This window comes from Desulfonauticus submarinus, from assembly GCF_900104045.1.
Lineage (GTDB): Bacteria > Desulfobacterota > Desulfovibrionia > Desulfovibrionales > Desulfonatronovibrionaceae > Desulfonauticus > Desulfonauticus submarinus.
The window spans coordinates 52471-74095 of sequence record NZ_FNIN01000008.1 but is presented as its reverse complement, the minus strand read 5'-3'; the positions used below and the strand labels follow the sequence as shown (position 1 = coordinate 74095).

Sequence of the window (21625 nt, the reverse complement as noted above, 5' to 3'; positions counted from 1 at the left end):
ACTTGGAAGCAGAAGCTTGGGAAGACTTCCTTGACATGTGTGTTGGTCAAGCTAACTTGTGGGCTTGTTTGAATATTGAGCCTGAAAAGGTTGGTTCTGAGATTATGCCTACAGAACCTTATCTCTTGGGCTCTCACTCTGGTTGTTGTGGTATTTGGGTTTCTGGTCCAGACGAAGATTGGGTACCTGAAGAGTATAAGATTAAAGCTGATAATGGCAAAGTTTACAACCGTATGACCACAGTGAATGGCTTGTTCACTGCTGCTGATGGTGTTGGTGCTTCTGGTCATAAGTTCTCTTCTGGTTCTCATGCTGAGGGTCGTATTGCTGGTAAGCAGTTGGTACGTTGGGCTGTTGATCATAAAGATTATCAACCAACAATTAAGGAAAGCGCTGAAGAGCTTAAGAAACTTGTTTATCAACCATGGTATACTTATCAAGAGCATAAAGATATTACCACTGCTCCAGATATTAACCCCAAATACATCACTCCTCGTAACTTCATGTTCCGTTTGATTAAGGCTACAGATGAGTATGGTGGAGGTTGTGCTACTTATTATATCACTTCTGATACCTTGCTCAATACTTGTGAGCATCTTTTAGATCTTTTAGAAGAAGATTCTGAAAAACTTTGTGCTCGTGATTTGCATGAACTTTTAAGAGCTTGGGAGAACTATCACAGACTTTGGACTGTACGTCTCCATGTATTGCACATTAAGTTCCGTAAAGAAACCCGTTACCCTGGTTTCTACTATCGTGCAGATTATATGGATCTTAATGACGAAGAGTGGAAGTGCTTCACCAACTCTCAATACAATCCAGAGACTGGTGAACTTAAGTTCTTTAAGAGACCTTACATTCAAATTATTCCTGATCCAATGCATCCATAATTGGATGTTTAAGGGCTGGCTGCGGAATGTCCGCAGCCAGTTTTTTTTAATAGTTTGTCCAAATGGTCTAAGTCAAAGCTTGCAGGGAAAGAAGTTTTGGCTTAGGCCATTTGATTAGTGGTGATAATATATTTGGATAACGAGGGAGGATTGGCATGAGTAACAGTATATTAGTTGTAGGCGGTGGCTTTAGCGGGCTTACAGCAGCCTTAGAAGCTGCCGAGGTTGGTTATGAGGTTTTTATTGTGGAAAAAGAGCCTTATTTGGGTGGACGGGTGACACAATTAAATAAATATTTCCCAAAACTGTGTCCTCCCACATGCGGTCTAGAAATTAACTTCCAAAGGATTAAGAAAAATCCAAAAGTTAAATTCTTTACTTTAGCTGAAGTTACAAAAGTAAGTGGTGGTCCAGGAAATTATGAAGTAACAGTTAAAATTAAACCGAGGTTTGTAAATAATAATTGTACAGCATGTGGCAAGTGTGTTGAGGCTTGTCCTGTAGAGCGAGAAGGTGAATTTGATTTTGGGTTGGGAAAGACTAAGGCAATTTATCTTCCCCATCCAATGGCAATGCCTCAACGTTATGTGATAGATGCAAATGTCTGCTCTGGTACCTCCTGTGCTAAGTGTGTAAGTGCTTGTGAATATCAAGCCATTAATTTAGATGAACAGGAAAAAGAAATAGTTTTAAATGTAGGTTCTATTGTAATAGCAACAGGCTGGAAGCCTTATGATGTGACAAAGCTTACTAATTTAGGTAGTGGTGAAATTAAAAATGCCATTACCAATATGCAGATGGAAAGGCTTGCTTCTGCTAATGGACCTACTGGTGGAAAAATCCTTCGTCCTTCAGATAATAAAGAGCCAAAAAAGATTGCCTTTGTTCAATGTGCTGGATCTAGAGACCAAAATCATTTAAATTATTGTTCTTATATCTGTTGTATGGCTTCTTTAAAACAGTGTACTTATATTAGAGAACAATATCCTGATGCTGAGGTGGTAATTTATTATATAGATCTTAGAGCTCCAGGGAGATATGAGAAATTTCTTAAAAGAATCCAAGAGGATGAAAAAGTTAAGATGGTAAAAGGGAAGGTGGCCAAGTTAGAAGAAGATGGAGAAGGAAATGTGATTGTTACTGCAGAAGATATTATTGATGGAGTAAAGAAAGAAGAAACTTATGATTTGGTTGTATTGGCCACAGGAATGCAGCCTTCTTTAGATGGAGTAGAATTACCCTTTAATGTTGAGACAAAAGAAGGTTTTGTTGTAGGTGGAGAAGAACAGGGAATTTTTGCCGCAGGTTGCGCCAAAATGCCTTTAGATGTTATGACTTCTGCTGAGACAGCAACTGGTGCGGCTTTAAAAGCTATTCAAACTTTGGTCAGGAGGTAAAAAATGGCAGACAGAAAAATTGGCGTATATATCTGCACAGGCTGCGACATTGGAAACAATGTAGATATAGAAAAGGTAAAAGAATATATAGATGAAGAATGTTCTCCTGCTCTTATAAAAGAGTTACCTTTTCTATGTGGCCAATCGGGATTGGAGGAGATAAAAAAAGATATAGAAAATGAAGGGATAAATGCAGTTTGTATTGCAGGATGTTCCCCTAGGGTTAACTGGGATGTTTTTGACTTTGGGCCAGAAGTAGTTGTTGAAAGAGCGAATATTAGAGAACTTGCAGTATGGTCTTACAAAGAGCCTGATCTTCCTCCCTATGAGGAAACAGATTTAGAAGCAGATCCGCTTACTATGATGGTTCAGGATTATATTAAGATGGCTGTAGCTAAATTAGAAAAGACAGAAACGCCTGAACCTGAAATTCCAGAAATAAATAAAACTATTTTAGTAGTTGGTGGGGGTTATACTGGACTTAATGCTGCTTTAGATGCTGCAAAAGCTGGTTATGATGTGGTACTGGTAGAGAAAGAAGCAGAGTTAGGTGGCTTTGCTGCAAAAATGTATAAGAGAACTCCTTCTAAATATCCTTTTACAGATACAGAAGAGAATAATATCTCTGAACTAATTTCTCAGGTTCAAGATAATGATAAAATTAAAGTACTTACTTCTGCTACTATTCAAAAGATTTCTGGTGCTCCTGGTATTTATGAAGCTAATGTGAAAGTAGGAGAAGAAGAACAGACTTTAAATATTGGAGCAATTGTTTTAGCTACAGGTTGGAAGCCTTATGATGCTTCTAAGCTTTCTGACCTAGGTTATGGAAAAATTAAAAATGTGGTTACTAATGTTGAGTTTGAAACCTTAGCTAAAGAAGGCATTAAACGTCCTTCTGATGGAGCAGAAGTTAAAAGTGTAGCCTTTATTCAGTGTGCAGGTCAAAGAGATCCTGAACATTTACCTTATTGTTCTTCTATTTGTTGTATGGTTTCGTTAAAACAGGCTCAATATGTAAGGGAGCTATCTCCTGATGCTAAGGCATTTATTTTTTATAAAGATATGCGAACTACAGGTATTTTTGAAAATTATTATAAAGCAGCTCAAGATGATCCTGGTATCTTTTTAACTAAAGCAGAAATTGAGGAGATTGTGGAAGATGGAGATCAGATAATTGTTCGCGTAAAAGATACTTTGATTGGTGAAGATCTAGAAGTAAAGGTTGACATGGTAGTGCTGGCTACAGGAATGGTTCCAACTACATTTGAAGAGGCTCAATTAGAGTTTGAATTAAAACAAGAGGATTCAGAAGAACAAAAAGAAGAAAACAAAGAAGGTGAAGAAAACGCAGAAGATCCTCGTCTTGTAAAATTGAGAGAAATTTCTTGTTTAAAATTAGACTATCGCCAGGGACCAACATTCCCAGATTTGATGTTATTTGAGGGTTTTGCTGATTCTAATTATATTTGTTTCCCTTATGAAACAAGAAGAACTGGTATTTATACTGCAGGTTGTGTAAGACAACCAATGGGACTTGTAGCTGCCAAGGAAGATGCTACAGGTGCAGCGTTAAAGGCTATTCAATGTATTGAGTCTGCCAATAGAGGGGTTGCAGTTCATCCCCGTTCTGGTGATATGTCTTTTCCAAAATTTAACTTTGTACGTTGTACCCAATGTAAACGTTGTACAGAGGAATGTCCTTTTGGTGCTTTAGATGATGATGAGAAAGGCACTCCAAAGCCAAACCCAACTCGTTGTCGTCGTTGTGGAACTTGTATGGGTGCTTGTCCTGAAAGAGTTATTTCTTTTGATAATTACTCAATTACTATGGTTAATGATATGATTACCTCTATTCAAGTGCCTGAGTATGAAGATGAAGGTGGATATAGAATCCTAGTTCTTTGTTGTGAAAATGACGCCTATCCAGCTTTAGATATGGCTGCTATGAGAGGCAAAAAGTGGTCAGCTTATGTTCGGTTTATACCTGTACGTTGCCTTGGTTCGGTAAATACTCAGTGGATTGCAGAAGCTATGTCTAAAGGTATTGATGGCGTACTTTTGCTTGGTTGTAAGTATGGCGATGATTATCAATGTCACTTTATGAAAGGTAGTGAGCTTTGTAATAGAAGAATGGAAAACGTAGCTGAAACTTTAGCTAGATTACAGGTAGAGGCTGAGAGAGTAAAACAAGTTCAGGTAGCCATTGACGAGTATGATAAGGTACCTGAAATTATAGATCAATTTGTGGAAGAGATAGAAGGTTTTGGTGCTAACCCATATAAGGGCTTCTAGGAGGATAAATAATGGCAAGATTAAAAATTGATCCTGATGTTCAATTTATTAAAGAATTACAAGAGGCAGGGGGCGAGTCTCTAAAAAAATGCTACCAGTGTGCTACCTGTAGCGTAATATGTCCTTTATCCCCAGAGGAAAATCCATTTCCTCGAAAAGAAATGATTTGGGCTCAGTGGGGATTAAAAGACAAATTAGTTAATGATATTGACATTTGGTTATGTCACAATTGTGGGGAATGCTCTGATATGTGTCCTAGAGGAGCAAGCCCTGGAGATGTTTTAGCTGCTTTAAGAAATATGGCTTATCGTTCTTTAGCTAAACCGGCTGTTTTAGGAAAGTGGCTAAGTTCTGCAAAGTATCTGCCTATTTTGTTTGGCATACCAGCTTTATTGTATTTAATTATTTGGGGATTTACCACGGGCCTTACTATTCCTAGCGGAACTATTGAATTTGCAAAAGTTTTCCCTGGTGATTATACGATAGATCCTGTGTTTGGCTTAGTTGCAGTATTTGTTCTTTTTACTTTTGCATCTGCTATAGGAAACTTATTTAGTTCTTTTAAAGCTAGTGGTTATGAGCCAAAAGAAGATGGCCCTAGCTTTTGGAAGGCCCTTTATGATGTGATTAAAGAGGAGATTATAACTCATAGTAAATTTCAGAAATGTACTTCTAACGCAGAGAGATATAAAGGACATCTGTTTTTGTTCTATGGTTTTGTAGCTTTGTTTGTTGTCACCTCTGTAGTGGCTGCAGGACATTGGGGTGGAAAGTTGATTGGACACCCAATGCATACACCAATGAGTTTGGCTAATCCAATTAAATGGTTGGCTAATATTGGGGCAGTTTTATTAATTGCTGGTTTGGTTTTGATTACTAGAATGAGACTTAATACTGATCCGTCCAAAAGTGTAAGCTCCTATTATGATTGGTATCTTTTAGGTGTTATTTGGGCAATTGCTATTACAGGTATTGGGAGTGAAATTTTAAGATTAGCCAATGTAGCTGCATTAGCTTATCCTATGTATTATTTGCACCTTATCTCTGTATTTATGTTAATTGCTTATTTACCATGGACTAAATTGGCGCACTTGGTTTATAGGACAGTGGCACTAGCTTATGCTAGACAAATTGGTCGTAAAGGTCTTGGCGAATAAGTTTCAGTAGAGAACATCAGTTTTAGAAAAAGCCCTGTCATCTGACAGGGCTTTTTTGTTTTTTCTGAAAAAAATTCATTTTAGAGGCTAATATATTGAATAAAAAGAAAAAAAGACTCGGAAAATAAATAAAAAGTTGATTTAGATGTTAGTTTGCGATATGCAAGTCTTCAAAATAGAATTAAAGGAGGGGTGTAGATGAAAAAGTTTTTACTTAACATGCTAGTAGTAGTGGGGTTACTACTTTGTGCTGGTCCTGGCTTTGGGAAAACGATAAAAATTGGGTTGCTTTGTCCTTTAACAGGGTCTTGGGCTAGTGAAGGTCAGGATATGGAAAAGATTGTTAAGCTTTTGGCAGATGAACTAAATTCTAAGGGTGGTTTGTTGGGTTCAAAAGTAGAAGTTGTGGTGGAAGATGATGGTGGAGATCCAAGGACTGCTGCTTTGGCAGCTCAGCGTTTGGCTGCACAAGAAATTGTAGGGGTTATTGGAACTTATGGTTCTTCAGTAACAGAGGCTACTCAAAATATTTTTGATGAAGCTAAAATTATTCAAATTGCCAATGGTTCTACGGCAATTCGTTTAACTGAAAAAGGTTTAAAGTATTTTTTTAGAACTTCTCCACGGGATGATGAGCAAGGTAGAGTAGCTGCTGATTATATAATGAAAAAAGGGTACAAACGAGTAGCTATTTTACATGATAATACAACTTATGCCAAAGGGTTAGCAGATGAAACAAAGACTTTGCTTAAAAAAAGAGGAGCTAATATTGTATTTTTTGATGCTCTTACCCCAGGGGAAAGAGATTATTCTGCTATTTTAACTAATTTAAAGGCAAAAAATCCAGATGTAGTTTTCTTTACTGGTTATTATCCAGAAGCAGGTTTACTTTTAAGGCAAAAAATGGAAATGGGCTGGAATGTTCAGTTTATTGGTGGGGACGCTACTAATAACCCAGATTTAGTAAAAATTGCAGGCAAAGATGCTGCAAAGGGATTTTTGTTTTTAAGTCCTCCTGTTCCTCAAGATTTAGATACTAAAGAAGCAAAAGATTTTTTAACTGCATATAAGAAAAAATATGGTGATCTTCCTGGTTCTGTGTGGGCTGTATTGTCTGGAGATGGCTTTTTAGCTTTAACTACTGCAATTAAGGCTACAAAATCTACAGATCCAGATACTTTAGCCGATTATTTACACAATAAATTAAAAGATATGCCAGGTCTTACAGGTAAAATAGCCTTTGATAGTAAAGGTGATAGAGTTGGAGCTCTTTATCGTATTTATAAAGTGGATGCTCAAGGCAACTTTATATTACAATAGAGACTGTTTTTAAAAAGGTGCTCTTTTTATAAAAAGAGCACCTTTTTATTCTAAAATTTTAATGGGGTGATAGTAAATGGAATTATTTATTCAGCAGCTTACTAATGGTTTAGCAATAGGTGGAATTTATGCCCTTATTGCCTTGGGATATACTATGGTTTATGGTGTTATGAAGTTAATTAATTTTGCCCATGGTGATTTATTTTCTATTGGGGCATATTTAGGACTTACTTTACTTCTTTCTTTTGGTTTAGTTGACAAGGTTGGAGCAACTGCTGCTATTTTAATCTTAATGTTTATGGTGATGGGTTTAGTGGGGTTAATAGGGATTATTTTAGAGAGAGTTGCTTATAGACCCCTTAGAAAAGCAGATAGGTTAGCAGCTGTAGTTTCAGCTCTTGGAGCTTCTATTTTTTTTGCTAATAGTTTGATGCTTATTTATGGAGCAAAGTTTAGAGTTTATCCTCATAATTTACTGCCCAAAACAGCGGTAGAAATTTTAGGTATGAAAATACCTCTTATTAGAATTTTACTTTTAGCTGCATCTTTTATTTTAATGGCTGGGTTATATTTATTTGTTCAAAAAACAAAGACAGGGACTGCAATTAGGGCTGCTGCGATTGACCAAGGTGCAGCAAAGTTGATGGGTATAAATGTTAATAGAATTATTTCTATAGTTTTTTTTATAGGGCCAGCCTTAGGTGGAGCAGCAGGTATTATGGTCGGTATTTATTATGGCCAAATTAATTTTTTAATGGGATGGCTTTATGGTTTAAAGGCTTTTATTGCTGCTGTAATTGGTGGTATTGGCAATATTCCAGGAGCAATGTTAGGAGGTCTTATTTTAGGAGTTGTAGAGTCTTTAGGCGCAGCCTATATTTCTTTTGCCTGGAAAGATGCAATAGCCTTTTTTGTGCTTATAATTATTCTTATTGTTAGACCTACAGGAATATTAGGTGAAAGAGTGGCAGAAAAGGTATAAGGGAAGGAATGATGAAAAAAGAAAAAATTATAGATTTTTTAGTTGTTATTATCCTTGCGTCAGCGCCTCTATTTTTAAATACCTATTGGGTTGATGTGTTAAATAATATTGGTATTTATGCTATTTTAGCGTTGAGTTTGAATTTTATTTTAGGTCATACTGGTCTATTTCATATGGGACATGCCGCATTTTATGCTATAGGTGCGTATACTACTGCTATTTTAAACACAATGTATCATGTTCCGATTATTTGGTTAATGCCTGTGAGTGGGCTTCTTGCAGGTATTTTTGGGTATCTAGTAGCTAGGCCTATAATCCATTTAAGAGGTGATTATCTTTTAATTGTAACCATTGGGATTGTAGAAATAGTAAGGATAGCGCTTATTAATAATATTTTTGGCCTAACAGGGGGATCTAATGGGATTTTTGGTATTTCTAGGCCCAAACTTCTTGGAATAATAATTCGTAGACCCCAAGAGTTTTTTTATTATATTTGGATTTTTTTGGGTATAAGTGTTTATTTATTTCATCGTTTGGAGAATTCTAGGTTTGGACGTGCTTTAAATTATATTAAAGAAGATGATTTAGCTGCAGAAGGTAGTGGGGTTGATTCTTCAGGTTATAAGTTAAAGGCATTTATTATTGGAGCTATTTGGGCTGGATTTGTAGGAAATATATATGCTTCTAAAATGACCATTATTTCTCCAGAGTCTTTTTCTTTTTGGGAATCTGTTATTCTTTTTGTAATTGTTATCTTAGGTGGTAGTGGTAGCATGAGAGGAATTATTTTGGGCAGTTTTCTAATTATTGGGTTGCCAGAATTGTTTCGACAATTTGCTAGTGCTAGGATGTTGATTTTTGGAGCTGCAATGGTAGTGATGATGATATTTAGACCTCAGGGAATTATTCCACCTAAGCCAAGAAAGTATGCGTTAGATGCTTTAAATTGGGAAAAGGGCTAGGCATTCTCTTAGTTTATAAAAATCTGGGCAAAAAAGTTATATAGTGAGAAGGTGCTTAAAATGAATTTACTTAGTATTCGCAATCTTACCAAGTCTTTTGGTGGCCTTATGGCTGTAAATGATGTGAGTTTTGATGTGCCTGCTGGTTCTATTGTAGGATTAATTGGCCCGAATGGAGCTGGTAAGACCACGGTGTTTAATCTAATTACAGGCAATTATCAGCCAGATAGAGGAGAGGTCTTGTTTGAAGACAGAAATTTAGTAGGTTTGCCAACTCATAAGATAGTAGAATTTGGTATTGCTAGGACTTTTCAGACTATTAGACTTTTTCAAAATTTATCTGTTTTAGAAAATGTATTAGCAGGATGTCATTGTAGAATGAGAGCAGGAATGATTGCCTGTATGTTTTGGCCTAAGTGGCAACGTCAGGAAGAAAAAAAAGCTCTTGAAAAGGCCTTAGAAGAATTAAAATTTGTTTCCTTAGAAAAGGAAGCAGAAAATAAAGCCAAAAATCTTTCTTATGGAAATCAGAGATTATTAGAAATTGCAAGGGCTTTAGCTACTGACCCAAAACTATTGATTTTAGATGAACCAGCTGGAGGAATGAATGAACAGGAAACCCAAGCTTTAGTTAACTTAATAGATGAGATAAAAAAGAGAGGCATAACTGTTCTTCTAATAGAACATGACATGAGTTTGGTTATGCGTATTTGTGAGAAAATAGTTGTTTTAGAACATGGGGCTAAAATAGCAGAAGGAGGACCTGAGGAAATTAAGTCTAATCCTCAGGTTATAGAAGCTTATTTAGGATCTGACGAGGATTAGAGATATGTTAAAAATAGAAAATTTGCATGTAAGCTATGGTAATGTAGAAGCCTTGCATGGCATTGAATTGGAAGTCAATGAAGGAGAAATTGTAACGATTTTAGGAGCCAATGGCGCAGGTAAATCCACTACTTTGTTAACTATAAGTGGGCTGCTAAAACCAACAAAAGGAAGTATTTTTTTTGGAGATATAGAAATAAGTAAATTAGATGCTCATGAAATAGTAAAATTAGGTATAGCTCAAGTTCCGGAAGGTAGGAGGGTATTTTCTACTCTTACTGTACAAGAAAATTTAAATTTAGGAGCGTTTACTGTTGAGGATGAGAAAACTATAAAAAAGAATTTAGAGTGGATATTTAGTTTATTCCCTAGGTTGGAAGAAAGAAAGGAACAATTGGCTGGTACCCTAAGTGGTGGAGAACAGCAGATGTTAGCTATAGCAAGGGGACTTATGGCTAATCCTAAAATTCTTCTTTTAGATGAACCAAGTTTAGGTTTAGCCCCTATATTAGTGAAATCTATTTTTGCTACTATTAAAGAGATAAATCAAAGTGGAGTGACTGTGTTGTTAGTAGAACAAAATGCAAAAGCAGCCTTAAAACTTGCCCATAGAGGCTATGTTATGGAGGTTGGCAATATTGTATTAGCTGATAATTCTGAAAATCTTTTGACTAATCCTGCAGTTAGAAAGGCTTATCTAGGAGGATAAAAAAGTAATTTTATTTTTGACCATATACTAGAAAGGTGATAAAAAACGGTCTAGGAGGTAGAAATGTTTCCTGGACCGTTTTTTTATTTTCCTTTTTTCTTTATTGTTATATTTATCTTTTTTCTTATAGTTTTTTTTCTTTTTGGGCTTATTAAAATTGGCGCTATAGTTATTGCCTTTTCAAAGCTAGGGCTTAGTGGATGGCAGGTCTTTTGGCTGTTAATTTTAACTTTAATTGGAAGTGGTATAAATTTACCCTTACTTAAAAGAGAGTTGAAGGTTTATTCTTTGGAATTAGATGTTGATCCTTTTTTTCGTCCTTTTTTTAGGCATGTGCGTCCTTATCCTTATGATTTTATGACAAAACATGAGCAAGTAATTGCCTTAAATATAGGAGGTGGTTTAATACCTCTTCTTCTTTCTATTTACTTTATATTTCAAATAGGAGTTACAATAAATTTAGGGATTTGTTTTTTAATAGTTGCTTTTGTATGTTATAAACTTGCTAGGCCTATTGCTGGAGTGGGTATTGGCATACCTTTTTTGATTCCTCCACTTGTTACAGTGTTAGTCACATGGTTGTTTGCTCCTAAGGATATAGCTCCTCAGGTAGCCTATATTTCAGGTACATTGGGTACTTTGATAGGTGCTGATGTATTGCACTTATTAGATCCAAGAGAACAAGATAAATTAGTAAGTCCTGTATTATCTATTGGAGGAGCTGGCACTTTTGATGGCATTTTTCTGTGTGGAATTTTAGCAGTGCTTTTTGCTTAAAAATTTTTTAGAGGCAAATAAATGCAACTTTATTATCAAGATGTAAAACCTTTAATTTATACTCAAAAGCAAGTTTTTGTACCATTAAAGAATTTTCTTCTTAATAGGGATCATATTCTAGAACCTGATACGATAAGGGTGGGTGCTGTTTTTAATTCTTCTTATGTATGTTTGGATAAAGTTTGTTTAAATGGAGAGTTTTATCTTGTATTTTCTAAATTTGAGCCACATTCTGAATTTATAGTAAATCGCCAAGGCTTTACTTTAGCAATTATTACTTTAAGTGATAAAGGATATTCCAATTTACGAAAGGATAAAAGTGGGCCTCAAATAGAAAGTATGGTTGAGCCCATTTTGCCTCTAAGTTGGGTTAAAAATTATATTTTGCCCGATAATTTTTCTTCTTTAAAGTATTTATTAATTCATTTAGCCCAGTTTTTAGGAGTTGATATAATTATAACCACAGGAGGAACAGGCGTTTATCCCAGAGACATTACTCCAGAAGCTACTTTAGAAGTTATTGAAAAGCGTTTGCCAGGCTTTGAACAAGCAATGCTTTTTACTTCTCTACAAAAAACACCTCATGCAGTGCTTTCTAGAGCTATATGTGGTATTTGTAAAAAAACTTTGATACTTAATCTTCCAGGTAGTCCTAAGGCCGTTAGAGAAAATTTAGAATCAATTTTACCAGCATTAAAACATTGTTTAGAAAAGATTCATGGCGACCCAACAGAATGTGGCTCATAAAGATCAAGAAGTTCTTCCCGAAGAGTTTTTACGATCTCTTACGATAAAAGTCTGTATTATACGACTTGTCTTATTAGGGATAATTTTTACCTTAATTGCTTCTACTTGGATAAATATTATTCCTTCTGTTCATTATTTTATCACATATAAAGATTTATATATTCTTTTTTTTGTTGCTGGATTTGGTATAAATATTTTATATCTTCTTTCTTGGAATAAGTTCCAATCAGTATATAAATTTATAAGAATTCAGTTAATATCTGATATATTTTTTACTTTATATTTAATTTTTTTAACAGGTGGATTAAAAAGTGCTTTTTCATTTTTAATTGTAGTGGTTATCTTTTTGTATGGTAGAATATTTGGTTTAAAATCTAGTTTTATCATAAGTACAATTGTTATACTATTTTATAGTTTTATTTTATTTTTGCAGTTAAAATATCCTTATTGGTGGGGAGTAACTAGATTTGTATTTACAAGTTTACTGTTTTTTTATTTTTTAAACTTTGTTGCAATTTGTTTAATTAATATTTTGCTTTATCTTACAAAATCTCAAGAAAGAGGCCTGGTATTTGAGTTACTTTCTCAAGAGATAGCTTTAAGTCATGCAGAGGCATTAAAAAAGAGCATTTTTGATTCTGTAGAATCTTTAATTTTTGTATTAAGTGAAAGTGGAGAAATCATTTCTTTAAATAAAAAAGCAGTAGAATTTTTGGATAGAAAAAAAGCTAGTTTTGTAATAGGTAAAAAAATAGAATTTTTTTCTTCAGAATTAGCAGATATTTTTAATAAAAATTTAGAAAATAAAAATATCTTTAAGGTAGTGCTAAAGGGAAGAAAGTTTTGGGCAAAAGTTTCGTATCTTCCTGGGGAAAATATTTATATTTTCTTTTTAAATGACGTTACAGAGCAAGAAGAATTACAGGAAAAAATTTTTCAAATGGAGAAAATGGCCAGTTTAGGTGAGTTGGCCGCAGGTATTGCCCATGAGATAAAAAATCCCTTGGCAGGGATTAAAGCTAGTTTGCAATTATTACAAGATGAACAAGACAAGGTATTAAAAGATAGACTTTTTAGAATAGTCTTAAATGATATAGATAGGTTAGATAAATTAGTAAAAGATTTCTTGGCCTTTGCAAAGCCTAAAGAGGAGGTTAAAGAAGAGGTAAAGGTTGGAGATGTTATTCAAGACGTATTATTTTTATTGAGGATGAGATTGAAAGATGTAGATATTATTATAGGACCTGGAGTGGAGAAACTTATTTTTTATTGGAACAAAGAACAGTTAAAACAAGTTATTTTAAATTTACTTGTCAATGCCATAGAAGCCTCTTTAGATGGAGGGAAAAAGATTTTTATTAAAGCAGAAATAAATAAAAATGAACAAAAGTTAATTATTGAGGATACAGGTCATGGTCTTAGCGATGAAGAGAAGAGAAGAGCATTTGAGCCATTTTTTACTACTAAAAAGAAAGGTACAGGATTAGGTCTTTCTATTGCTCTTCGTTTATGTCATTTGAATGAGAGTAGTTTAGAATTTGATCATGGGGTTAAAAAAGGGTGTAAGGTTGTGTTAAGTTCAAAGAGACTTAAAAAAGACAATAAAGGATTGGATAAAAATGGATAGATTTATCGCAGATTTACATATACATTCACCATTTTCTAGAGCCACGAGTAAAAAACTTATGCCTCGTAATCTGGCTGCGTGGGCAGAAGTAAAAGGTATAAATTTACTTGCAACAGGTGATTTTACACATCCTAAATGGCTTGAGATTTTGGAAAATGAGCTTGAACCAGTAAGAGATGGTCTTTTTCAGCTAAAAGATAGAAGTAATCTTCATAAAGAAATCCCAGGCATGGAACATCCATTAAAAGGTAATGTATATTTTTTATTAAGTGCAGAGATTAGCTCTATTTATAAAAAAAATGGCAAGGTTAGAAAAATTCATAACCTTGTTTATGTTCCTTCTTTTGATAAAGCAAAAGTTTTAAATAAAAGATTAGCCCGTATAGGGAATATAGAGTCAGATGGAAGGCCTATATTGGGTTTAGATGCAAAAGATTTGCTGGAAATGGTTTTAGAGTTAGATTCTAAGGCATACTTTATTCCTGCTCATATTTGGACACCTTGGTTTTCTTTATTTGGTTCAAAGTCAGGTTTTGACTCGATTGAAGAATGTTTTGGAGAATTAAGTCAGTATATTTTTGCTTTAGAAACAGGTCTTTCTTCAGATCCTGAGATGAATTGGATGTGGAGCAAATTGGATAGATTTTTTTTGGTTTCAAACTCAGATGCGCATTCTGGAGAAAATCTCGCTAGAGAAGCTAATATTTTTCAAGGTGAGATAAGTTATGAAGGTGTTTTTTATGCCTTGCAAGGGCAGGGACTTAGTCATAAATTTTTAGGAACATTGGAATTTTACCCTGAAGAAGGTAAATATCATTTAGATGGTCATAGAAAGTGTGGGGTAGTTTTAACTCCGCAAGAAACAATCCTTAGAAATGGCATTTGTCCAGTATGTGGTAAAAAGTTAACAGTAGGAGTGCTTCATAGAGTACTTGCCTTAGCTGATAGAGATAAACCTAAGCAGCCCAAAAATCGTCCAGGATATACTTCGTTAATTCCTTTAAAGGAAATAATAGGAGAGTTTTTGCAAGTTGGCTCAAAAAGTAAAAAAGTTCATTCTTTTTATTTAGATTTAATCACTAAATTTGGTTCTGAGTTAGATATTTTATTAAAGATTCCTGAGGATGAGTTAGGACGTATATCTAAACCATTGCAAATAGCAATTTCTAGAATGCGTAGAGGAGAAGTGTTAAGAAAACCAGGGTTTGACGGAGAGTATGGTCAAATCTCACTTTTTACTTCAAAAGAGTTGAAAGAACTTAAACAGGGTAGATTTTTATTTGTGAACGTTGATTTAGAAAATAAAAAGTATACTAGAGATATTTCTAAGTTTCAATTAGATACTCCAGAAGATTTTAAGGTATTGTCTAATAGTTACACCCTAGAGCAGAAACAGGCTATTTCTCATCCTGGCCCAGTTTTAACAATAGCTGGTCCTGGGACAGGCAAAACATTTACTCTTCTTGGTAGAGTTTTTCGTTTATTAAAAGAAGGAATAAGTCCAAGACACATTTTGGTAGTAACTTTTACTCGGAAAGCTGCTTTAGAGTTAAAGGAAAGATTGCACTCTGTTTTGGGTGAAGGTGTAGGTATGCCATGTGCAGACACCTTGCATGCTTTAGCTTATGATTACTGGCAAAAAGTTCATAAAGAAAAGCCTTTGATTTTGGATGAGGAAGGGGCAAAAAAGCTTTTTGCTGTTTCCAATCCTCATTTAAAGTCAAGAGAAATAAAAGAGAGTTGGGAGCATTTGCTTTTAGCTCGCGAACAAAGAAAAAAATTAAATACAACGGAATTAGAAGAGCAAGCTGAACGTTATATTAATTTAAAAAAAGACCTAAATGTAGTTGATTATTTGGATTTGTTGGAGTTTTGGTTACATGAATTAGAGGTGGGAAATTTTGTAAGGCCATATACTCATATTTTAGTGGATGAAATTCAAGATTTATCACCGTTACAGTTAGAATTAATTGCTCATCTTGCTCCAGAAGAAGGTATTGGCTTTTTTGCCATTGGTGATCCTAAACAAGCGATTTATAGTTTTAGAGGTGGAGTGTCAAATATCGAGCAATATCTTAAAACCATTTGGCCTAAACTTAAGATTTTATTTTTATCTAAAAGTTATCGCTCTGGACAAAAGATTTTAGATGTAGCTAGCTGTCTTTTTAAAGAACAAAAGTTAGAAGCCGTGCAAAAAAGGAAAAGCAAGCTTTATTTACTTAAAGCTCCTTCAGGAATGTATGAATCTTTTTGGGTTGCAGATAAGGTAAAAGAACTGCTTGGAGGAACTTCTCATTTGGAGGCAGATTTAAATGGCGGGGAACTATCTCCTGGAGATATTGCTATTTTAGTTAGATTTAAGGCCCTAATAGAGCCTTTTAAGCAGGCTTTAAAAAGTAGGGGTATTCCTTATTCTGTTCCTGAAGAGGAAGCTTTTTTTAAAGACTCTAGGATAGAAATAATTTTAAAGGAAGTATCTAAAGTTTTAGGTCTTAGTCCTGAGAATGATAAGGGAACGTCAATTGTACCAGAACATATTTTAACTGAGGGACCAAAAGGGATAAAGAATTTTTTAAAAGATATTCCACCTTTTGATCCTCTTTTTTGGGAGAGTAAACCATTTTTGGCCTTGGAACGGCTTTATGAGCAGGAAGAAGGTTGGCTTGGGGTTTTAAATTATATTAAACTAGAAACAGAGTTGGATTTAGTGAGGGGGAAAAGCCAGCAAGTTAGAATAATGACTCTACATGCTAGTAAAGGGTTAGAATTTGAAGCAGTATTTTTACCTTGTTTAGAGGATGGTATTGTTCCTTTTGTTGGTGTGAGTAAGCTTTTTGAAACAGAAGAAGTAGAGCCTAATGCAGAAGAAGAGGAAAAAAGACTGTTTTATGTAGGTATAACAAGGGCTAGAAAATATTTGTTTTTAAGTTTTGCTAAAACTAGGAAAATATATGGTAAAAAATTGACCCTACCTTCTTCTAGGTTTTTAAGTCTTCTTAATAAGAACCTTTTTATCATCAAACAGCCTCAAAGACAAATAAAGCGTAAAGAGAAGCAAAATAAGTTGTTTTAATTTTTTATTTGGTAATTGCCTGATGATGAAAACCTTTTTATTAAGTGCTCCTTCCTATGTTTTGCCTGCAACTATAGAAAAAAATTGTTTGTTTTTACAAAAATATGTTTCAGGTATTTATTTAGCTTTTTTTGAAACTAAGGCTTGTTTGGAATATACTGAGAAAGATTTACCTTTGTCTTTAGCAAACTTTCCTTTTCGTTATCATATTCATTTCCCTTTAGATTTAAAATGGCAAAAAGATGGATGTTATGAAGCTGAAATATGTTTTAGTTTATGGGAAAAAGTAAAATTTTTATCTCCTTGGAGTGGAGTTTTGCATCCACCTAAAGAAAAAGAGAAATTGCAAAAGTTTGTTGATACGTGGGTAGACTTAGGCGGGATTGCAGAAGATCTTTTAATTGAAAATATTAAGGGTATAGATTTAGTAGATCTTTGGCCTGTGGTCTTAGGTACAGGGGTAAATGTTTGCCTTGATATTGGCCATATGTTGGCCTATGGCCAAGAGAGTATTTTACACTTGTCTGGATTTTGGAAACGGGTGAAATTACTTCATTTTTATGGTAAGGAGACGTGTGAACGTCATTATGATTTAAGTTTTTTGTCTGACGCAGGCTGGAATTTTTTTAAAAAGATTCTAACTAACATATCTGACCAAACTGAAATTGTTTTGGAATTGTTTAACAAAAAGGATTTTTTGAATTCCTTAAGAATATTAAGAAAAAAACAAAAAGATTTGGGGGTTAAATTTGTTTGAGTTAGTTCTTGGTGGGGTAAGGAGTGGAAAATCAAAGTTTGCTTTAAGCCTGTTAAAGAAAGAAGGTAGAAGAGGATTAATTGTTACTGCTAAGAGTTTGGATTTTAACTTTAAGAGGCAGATTTTACAACATAGAAAAGAGCGAGATAAAGATATTTTAGTTTTTGAATCTGGTCATGATTTGGGCGCAAGAATAGCAAACTTACCTTTGGATTTGGATAGTCTTTTAATCGAAGGGCTTGACTTCTGGTTCTTTTCTATAGTGAAATTGAAAAATAAAGAGCAAATTTTATCTTCTTTTTGGAAGAACTTGAAAAATAGGCGAGAACATGTAGTGCTAGTAAGCAGTGAAATGAGTTTGGGTTTTTTGCCTGTAAATATTGATATAGAACTTGTAAGAGAGTGTGGAGAATTTAATCAAAAACTTGCTCAGTTATGTAGTAAAGTTTACTTGGTAGTAGCAGGGTGTCCTGTTATATTAAAGGATAAGGAAGATAAGGAAAATGGCTTATTTTAAAAATCTCACAGATAAGATTCCTCAGCTATTAAATTTGCTGGATAAACAAGAGAGATGGCTAATATTAATTAATGCTGATCCAGATGCCCTTTCTTCTGCTTTGGCTTTAAAAAGGATTATGGCCAGGAGAGTTTTAGATGTAGGTATTGGGCATATTAATGAGATTAGTAGACCAGATAATTTAGCTATGATAAGATTATTGCGCATACCTACTAAAAAAGTAACTTCTAATTTGATTGTTCAGTATGATCGGTTTGCTCTGGTGGATTCTCAACCGCATCATCATCCAAGCTTTCAAGAAATTGATTTTTCTATAGTCATTGACCATCATCCGCTATCTTCTGAACATCCTGTAGAGGCAGATTTTCAAGATATCAGACCAGATTATGGAGCAAATGCTACTATTTTAACCGAGTATCTTTATAATTTAAAAATAAGACCGGGCAAATTATTAGCGACTGCTTTGGTTTACGGTATTAAAACAGATACACAAAGTTTTGAACGACCTTTTGCTGAAACAGATATTAAGGCTTTTAAATATCTAACAAAATTTTATAATTCATTATTACTTCAAAAGATTATTAGGTCCGAATTTCATAAAGACTGGCTTAAATATTTTTGTCAGGCTTTCCGCAAATTAAAATTTTTAGGTAATGGGCTTGGAGTATGTTTGGGTAATGTGGAATCTCCTGATATTTTGGTAATTTTAGCTGATTTTTTTCTCCAAATTCACAATATTTCCTGGGATATGGTTGGAGGAGTATATGATAATAAGTTAGTGGTTATTTTTAGAGGAGACGGATTGAGGAGAGATATGGGAAAATTAGCGATGAAGATGTTTTCAGATTATGGTCCTGCTGGTGGACATAGGGCTATGGCTAGAGCAGAAGTTCCTTTAGAGAACTTAAATGGTGTTCATCCCCAACAATTTTTATGGCAAAGATTTTATCATGTGCGGAAGAAAAGTAGAAAAGTAAAATCCGGAAAAGAAGGTCAAAAAGAGAATGCTTAAGGAGAAGTTTAAATGGTCTAGCCCTTCTATTTTTCTTATAGATGGAAGTTCTTATATTTATCGCGCCTTCTATGCTTATCGCAATTTAACTAGGTCTGATGGTTTTCCCACCAATGTAATTTTTATTGTATTAAAATTAGCTTTAAAAATTTTAAGAGAAGAAGAGCCCGATTATTTGGGTTTTTTTGTGGATGGAAAAGGCCCTACCTTTAGAAACAAAATTTATTCTGAGTATAAGGCCAATAGATTAAAGATGCCAGAGCCTCTTTCTGTGCAGATTCCACCTTTGCTTGAAGGATTAAAATTACTTGGAATTTCTTCTTGGATAACAGAAGGAGTGGAAGCTGACGATTGCATCGCTAGTTTAACTAAGCGTTTTAAAGAGCAATATCCTATAGTAATAGTTGGCTCAGACAAAGATTTGTTTCAGCTTTTAGATAGAAATGTAGTTATTTGGGATCCAGGGGGAAAAGAATCTAAAATAATCACCCACAGTGATTTTAAGGAAAAATGGGGATTTTCTCCTAACCGATGGCCTGACTTTCAAGCCTTAGTGGGAGATAGTAGCGATAATATCCCAGGTATTCCAGGAATAGGGCCAAAAACAGCTCAAAAAATTTTACAAAAATTTTCTTCGCTCGAACTACTTGAAGAAAATTTTTTAAGTTTAACAAAAAGAGAACAACAAAAAATAAAAGGCAACTTTAATAACCTTTATCTTTATAGGGAGCTTACTTTTTTAAAAACAGATGCTTGTTTAGATATAGAGTTAAAAGACCTTAAAGTAGAAAAGATAAATCATATAAAATTAAAAAAATTTTGTGAAAAATATGAATTTTTTTCTTTTTTAAAAGAACTAAACTTGGAAAATAAAACATCTATTGTTCCAAAGGGGTTACCTATCTTTTCAAGAGATAATAATCTCAAAGAGAATACCAATGAATTTAAAATAAAGCGTGTTGAAGAAAAAGATTTAATATTATCTTTGCCTTCACAGTTAGGTCTTTTTCTAGAGAAAGGGCGAGTATTTTTGAGTAATGATAAAGAAGAATTTGAAATATTATTTGATTTATCAGAATTATTTCCCCTTCTTCAGAAGAAAGTTGTTTTCTGTCCTCAATTAAAACCTATTTTAAAAAGATTTCCTAATATATTAGAGTTAAGTATTCAATGGTATGATCTAAGTCTTTGTGCGTATCTTTTAAATCCTGAGCAAAGAGATTACTCTTTTTCCAGACTAAAAAAAAGTTTAGAACAGGATAGAGGAATATCAATTCAAGGAAAGGCTTTGGCCGTTTTAGAAGTTGGAAGGCATCTTTTAGCTCAGATTCAAGCTGTAGAGTTAGAAGATTTGCTTGTAAAATTAGAACAGCCTCTTAGTGCCGTTCTAGTAGAAATGGAAAAAAGAGGCATTTTAATCGATAAACAAAAATTTAATAAATTTTTAAACTTAGTACAGCAAGAATTAGATTCATTGACTACTAAGATATATGTTTTAGCAGGTAAAGAATTCAATATAAGATCTACTCAACAGTTAAGTGCAGTTTTATTTCAAGACCTAAAATTAAAAGGCAAAAAAAAGACAGCTTCTGGTTTTTTTTCTACCTCAGAAGCAGCTTTGGAAAAGCTTAGGCAAGCTCATCCTATTGTTGAACTGGTTTTAAAATATAAGAGATTAGAAAAATTGAGGTCTACTTATTTAAAACCTTTACCTCAGAAGGTAGATATTAATGGAAGATTACATACAACTTTCAATCAATTAGCTACTGCTACAGGAAGGCTTTCTAGTAGTAATCCTAATCTGCAAAATATCCCTATTCGAGGAGAATATGGGCCAAAAGTGCGAGAGTGTTTTATTGCTCCCAATGGTTACAAATTAATCTCTGCAGATTATTCTCAGATTGAGCTGAGGATATTGGCTCATCTTTCAGAAGATCCTGTCTTGTTAGAGGCTTTTAATAGAGATGAAGATATTCACACTGCTACTGCGTGTTTAATTTTTTCTAAGTCAAAAGAACAAATAACGCCTGATGACAGAAGAAAGGCAAAAACTATCAATTTTGGTTTGCTTTATGGAATGGGACCTCAAAAGTTGGCAAGAGAATTAGGATTTAGCTTAAAAGAAGCCAAACAGTTTATTACAGTTTATTTTGAAAAGCTAAGCAGAGTAAAGGAATTTTATCAAAAAGTTGAAAATTTTGCTAAAACACATGGGTTTGTTTCCACAGTATTTGGTCGTAGGCGTCTCCTTCCCCATATTAACTCTAGGAACGAACATTTAGTTGCTCAAGCTAAGCGTATGGCAATTAATACGGTTGTTCAAGGTTCAGCTGCAGACATTATAAAAAAGGCAATGTTATTGGTGGAAAAGGATGCATTATTGTATAAATTGAATGCAAGACAAATTCTTCAAATTCATGATGAACTTTTATTAGAGGTTCCAGAAAACGTTGCTTTTGAGGCAGGTAAGAGAGTAAAAGAATTAATGGAACAGGTTTATCCCTTAAAAGTTCCTTTGAAAGTTGATTTAGGTATAGGTCCAAATTGGAAAGAAGCCCACTAAATTAAACGATTGTTT

16 protein-coding genes and 1 pseudogene are annotated in these 21625 nt (G+C 34.1%); all 17 read left to right on the top strand.

What is annotated here, in order from left to right:
• Positions 1–890, top strand: a pseudogene (locus BLP60_RS07705) (adenylyl-sulfate reductase subunit alpha); the annotation flags it as partial.
• Between the two features lie 155 nt (positions 891–1045).
• Positions 1046–2287: a CoB--CoM heterodisulfide reductase iron-sulfur subunit A family protein gene (locus tag BLP60_RS07700; RefSeq protein WP_092065708.1), complete on the top strand. Its 1242-nt coding sequence runs from the start codon at positions 1046–1048 to the stop codon at positions 2285–2287.
• A gap of 3 nt (positions 2288–2290) precedes the next feature.
• Positions 2291–4582 carry an FAD-dependent oxidoreductase gene (locus tag BLP60_RS07695; RefSeq protein ID WP_092065706.1) on the top strand — a complete coding sequence of 764 codons (2292 nt, stop codon included), beginning with the start codon at positions 2291–2293 and terminating at the stop codon, positions 4580–4582.
• Positions 4583–4593: 11 nt separating this feature from the next.
• Entirely contained in the window at positions 4594–5739 is a 1146-nt protein-coding gene (qmoC, locus tag BLP60_RS07690) for a quinone-interacting membrane-bound oxidoreductase complex subunit QmoC (RefSeq protein WP_092065704.1), read from the top strand.
• Positions 5740–5937: 198 nt separating this feature from the next.
• Positions 5938–7059 carry a branched-chain amino acid ABC transporter substrate-binding protein gene (locus tag BLP60_RS07685; protein ID WP_092065702.1) on the top strand — a complete coding sequence of 374 codons (1122 nt, stop codon included), beginning with the start codon at positions 5938–5940 and terminating at the stop codon, positions 7057–7059.
• Between the two features lie 76 nt (positions 7060–7135).
• Positions 7136–8041, top strand: coding sequence for a branched-chain amino acid ABC transporter permease (locus tag BLP60_RS07680; protein WP_092065700.1), 906 nt, complete (start codon positions 7136–7138; stop codon positions 8039–8041).
• 11 nt (positions 8042–8052) lie between these two features.
• Positions 8053–9003: a branched-chain amino acid ABC transporter permease gene (locus tag BLP60_RS07675; RefSeq protein ID WP_092065698.1), complete on the top strand. Its 951-nt coding sequence runs from the start codon at positions 8053–8055 to the stop codon at positions 9001–9003.
• 60 nt (positions 9004–9063) lie between these two features.
• Complete coding sequence (locus tag BLP60_RS07670; protein WP_092065696.1) at positions 9064–9828, top strand: ABC transporter ATP-binding protein; 765 nt, start codon at positions 9064–9066, stop codon at positions 9826–9828.
• Between the two features lie 4 nt (positions 9829–9832).
• A complete protein-coding gene (locus tag BLP60_RS07665; protein WP_092065694.1) occupies positions 9833–10537 on the top strand; it encodes an ABC transporter ATP-binding protein in 705 nt (234 codons plus the stop codon).
• A 63-nt stretch (positions 10538–10600) separates the two neighbouring features.
• A complete protein-coding gene (locus BLP60_RS07660; protein WP_092065692.1) occupies positions 10601–11314 on the top strand; it encodes a DUF1614 domain-containing protein in 714 nt (237 codons plus the stop codon).
• Between the two features lie 21 nt (positions 11315–11335).
• Entirely contained in the window at positions 11336–12061 is a 726-nt protein-coding gene (locus BLP60_RS07655) for a MogA/MoaB family molybdenum cofactor biosynthesis protein (protein WP_092065690.1), read from the top strand.
• Positions 12033–13688, top strand: a complete 1656-nt coding sequence (locus BLP60_RS07650; protein WP_092065688.1) for a two-component system sensor histidine kinase NtrB — start codon at positions 12033–12035, stop codon at positions 13686–13688. Before BLP60_RS07655 ends, BLP60_RS07650 begins: the two co-directional genes overlap by 29 nt.
• Positions 13681–16761: a UvrD-helicase domain-containing protein gene (locus BLP60_RS07645; protein ID WP_092065686.1), complete on the top strand. Its 3081-nt coding sequence runs from the start codon at positions 13681–13683 to the stop codon at positions 16759–16761. Before BLP60_RS07650 ends, BLP60_RS07645 begins: the two co-directional genes overlap by 8 nt.
• A gap of 25 nt (positions 16762–16786) precedes the next feature.
• Positions 16787–17518 (top strand): cobamide remodeling phosphodiesterase CbiR, encoded by a 732-nt coding sequence (gene cbiR / locus BLP60_RS07640; RefSeq protein WP_092065684.1) that lies wholly within the window; start codon positions 16787–16789, stop codon positions 17516–17518.
• Complete coding sequence (locus BLP60_RS07635) at positions 17511–18035, top strand: bifunctional adenosylcobinamide kinase/adenosylcobinamide-phosphate guanylyltransferase (RefSeq protein WP_159427710.1); 525 nt, start codon at positions 17511–17513, stop codon at positions 18033–18035. The genes cbiR and BLP60_RS07635 overlap by 8 nt, the downstream gene beginning before the upstream one ends.
• Positions 18022–19047, top strand: a complete 1026-nt coding sequence (locus BLP60_RS07630) for a DHH family phosphoesterase (protein WP_092065680.1) — start codon at positions 18022–18024, stop codon at positions 19045–19047. Before BLP60_RS07635 ends, BLP60_RS07630 begins: the two co-directional genes overlap by 14 nt.
• Positions 19040–21610 (top strand): DNA polymerase I, encoded by a 2571-nt coding sequence (gene polA, locus BLP60_RS07625; RefSeq protein WP_092065678.1) that lies wholly within the window; start codon positions 19040–19042, stop codon positions 21608–21610. Before BLP60_RS07630 ends, polA begins: the two co-directional genes overlap by 8 nt.
• The last annotated feature ends 15 nt before the right edge of the window (positions 21611–21625 follow it).

Coding starts and splice junctions, on each gene's coding strand:
- polA (WP_092065678.1), top strand. CDS start 19,040: ATGCTTAAGGAGAAGTTTAAATGGTCTAGCCCTTCTATTTTTCTTATA.
- BLP60_RS07695 (WP_092065706.1), top strand. CDS start 2,291: ATGGCAGACAGAAAAATTGGCGTATATATCTGCACAGGCTGCGACATT.
- BLP60_RS07675 (WP_092065698.1), top strand. CDS start 8,053: ATGAAAAAAGAAAAAATTATAGATTTTTTAGTTGTTATTATCCTTGCG.
- BLP60_RS07680 (WP_092065700.1), top strand. CDS start 7,136: ATGGAATTATTTATTCAGCAGCTTACTAATGGTTTAGCAATAGGTGGA.
- BLP60_RS07700 (WP_092065708.1), top strand. CDS start 1,046: ATGAGTAACAGTATATTAGTTGTAGGCGGTGGCTTTAGCGGGCTTACA.
- BLP60_RS07685 (WP_092065702.1), top strand. CDS start 5,938: ATGAAAAAGTTTTTACTTAACATGCTAGTAGTAGTGGGGTTACTACTT.
- BLP60_RS07630 (WP_092065680.1), top strand. CDS start 18,022: ATGGCTTATTTTAAAAATCTCACAGATAAGATTCCTCAGCTATTAAAT.
- BLP60_RS07665 (WP_092065694.1), top strand. CDS start 9,833: ATGTTAAAAATAGAAAATTTGCATGTAAGCTATGGTAATGTAGAAGCC.
- BLP60_RS07670 (WP_092065696.1), top strand. CDS start 9,064: ATGAATTTACTTAGTATTCGCAATCTTACCAAGTCTTTTGGTGGCCTT.
- BLP60_RS07655 (WP_092065690.1), top strand. CDS start 11,336: ATGCAACTTTATTATCAAGATGTAAAACCTTTAATTTATACTCAAAAG.
- BLP60_RS07645 (WP_092065686.1), top strand. CDS start 13,681: ATGGATAGATTTATCGCAGATTTACATATACATTCACCATTTTCTAGA.
- BLP60_RS07660 (WP_092065692.1), top strand. CDS start 10,601: ATGTTTCCTGGACCGTTTTTTTATTTTCCTTTTTTCTTTATTGTTATA.
- cbiR (WP_092065684.1), top strand. CDS start 16,787: ATGAAAACCTTTTTATTAAGTGCTCCTTCCTATGTTTTGCCTGCAACT.
- qmoC (WP_092065704.1), top strand. CDS start 4,594: ATGGCAAGATTAAAAATTGATCCTGATGTTCAATTTATTAAAGAATTA.
- BLP60_RS07650 (WP_092065688.1), top strand. CDS start 12,033: ATGGCGACCCAACAGAATGTGGCTCATAAAGATCAAGAAGTTCTTCCC.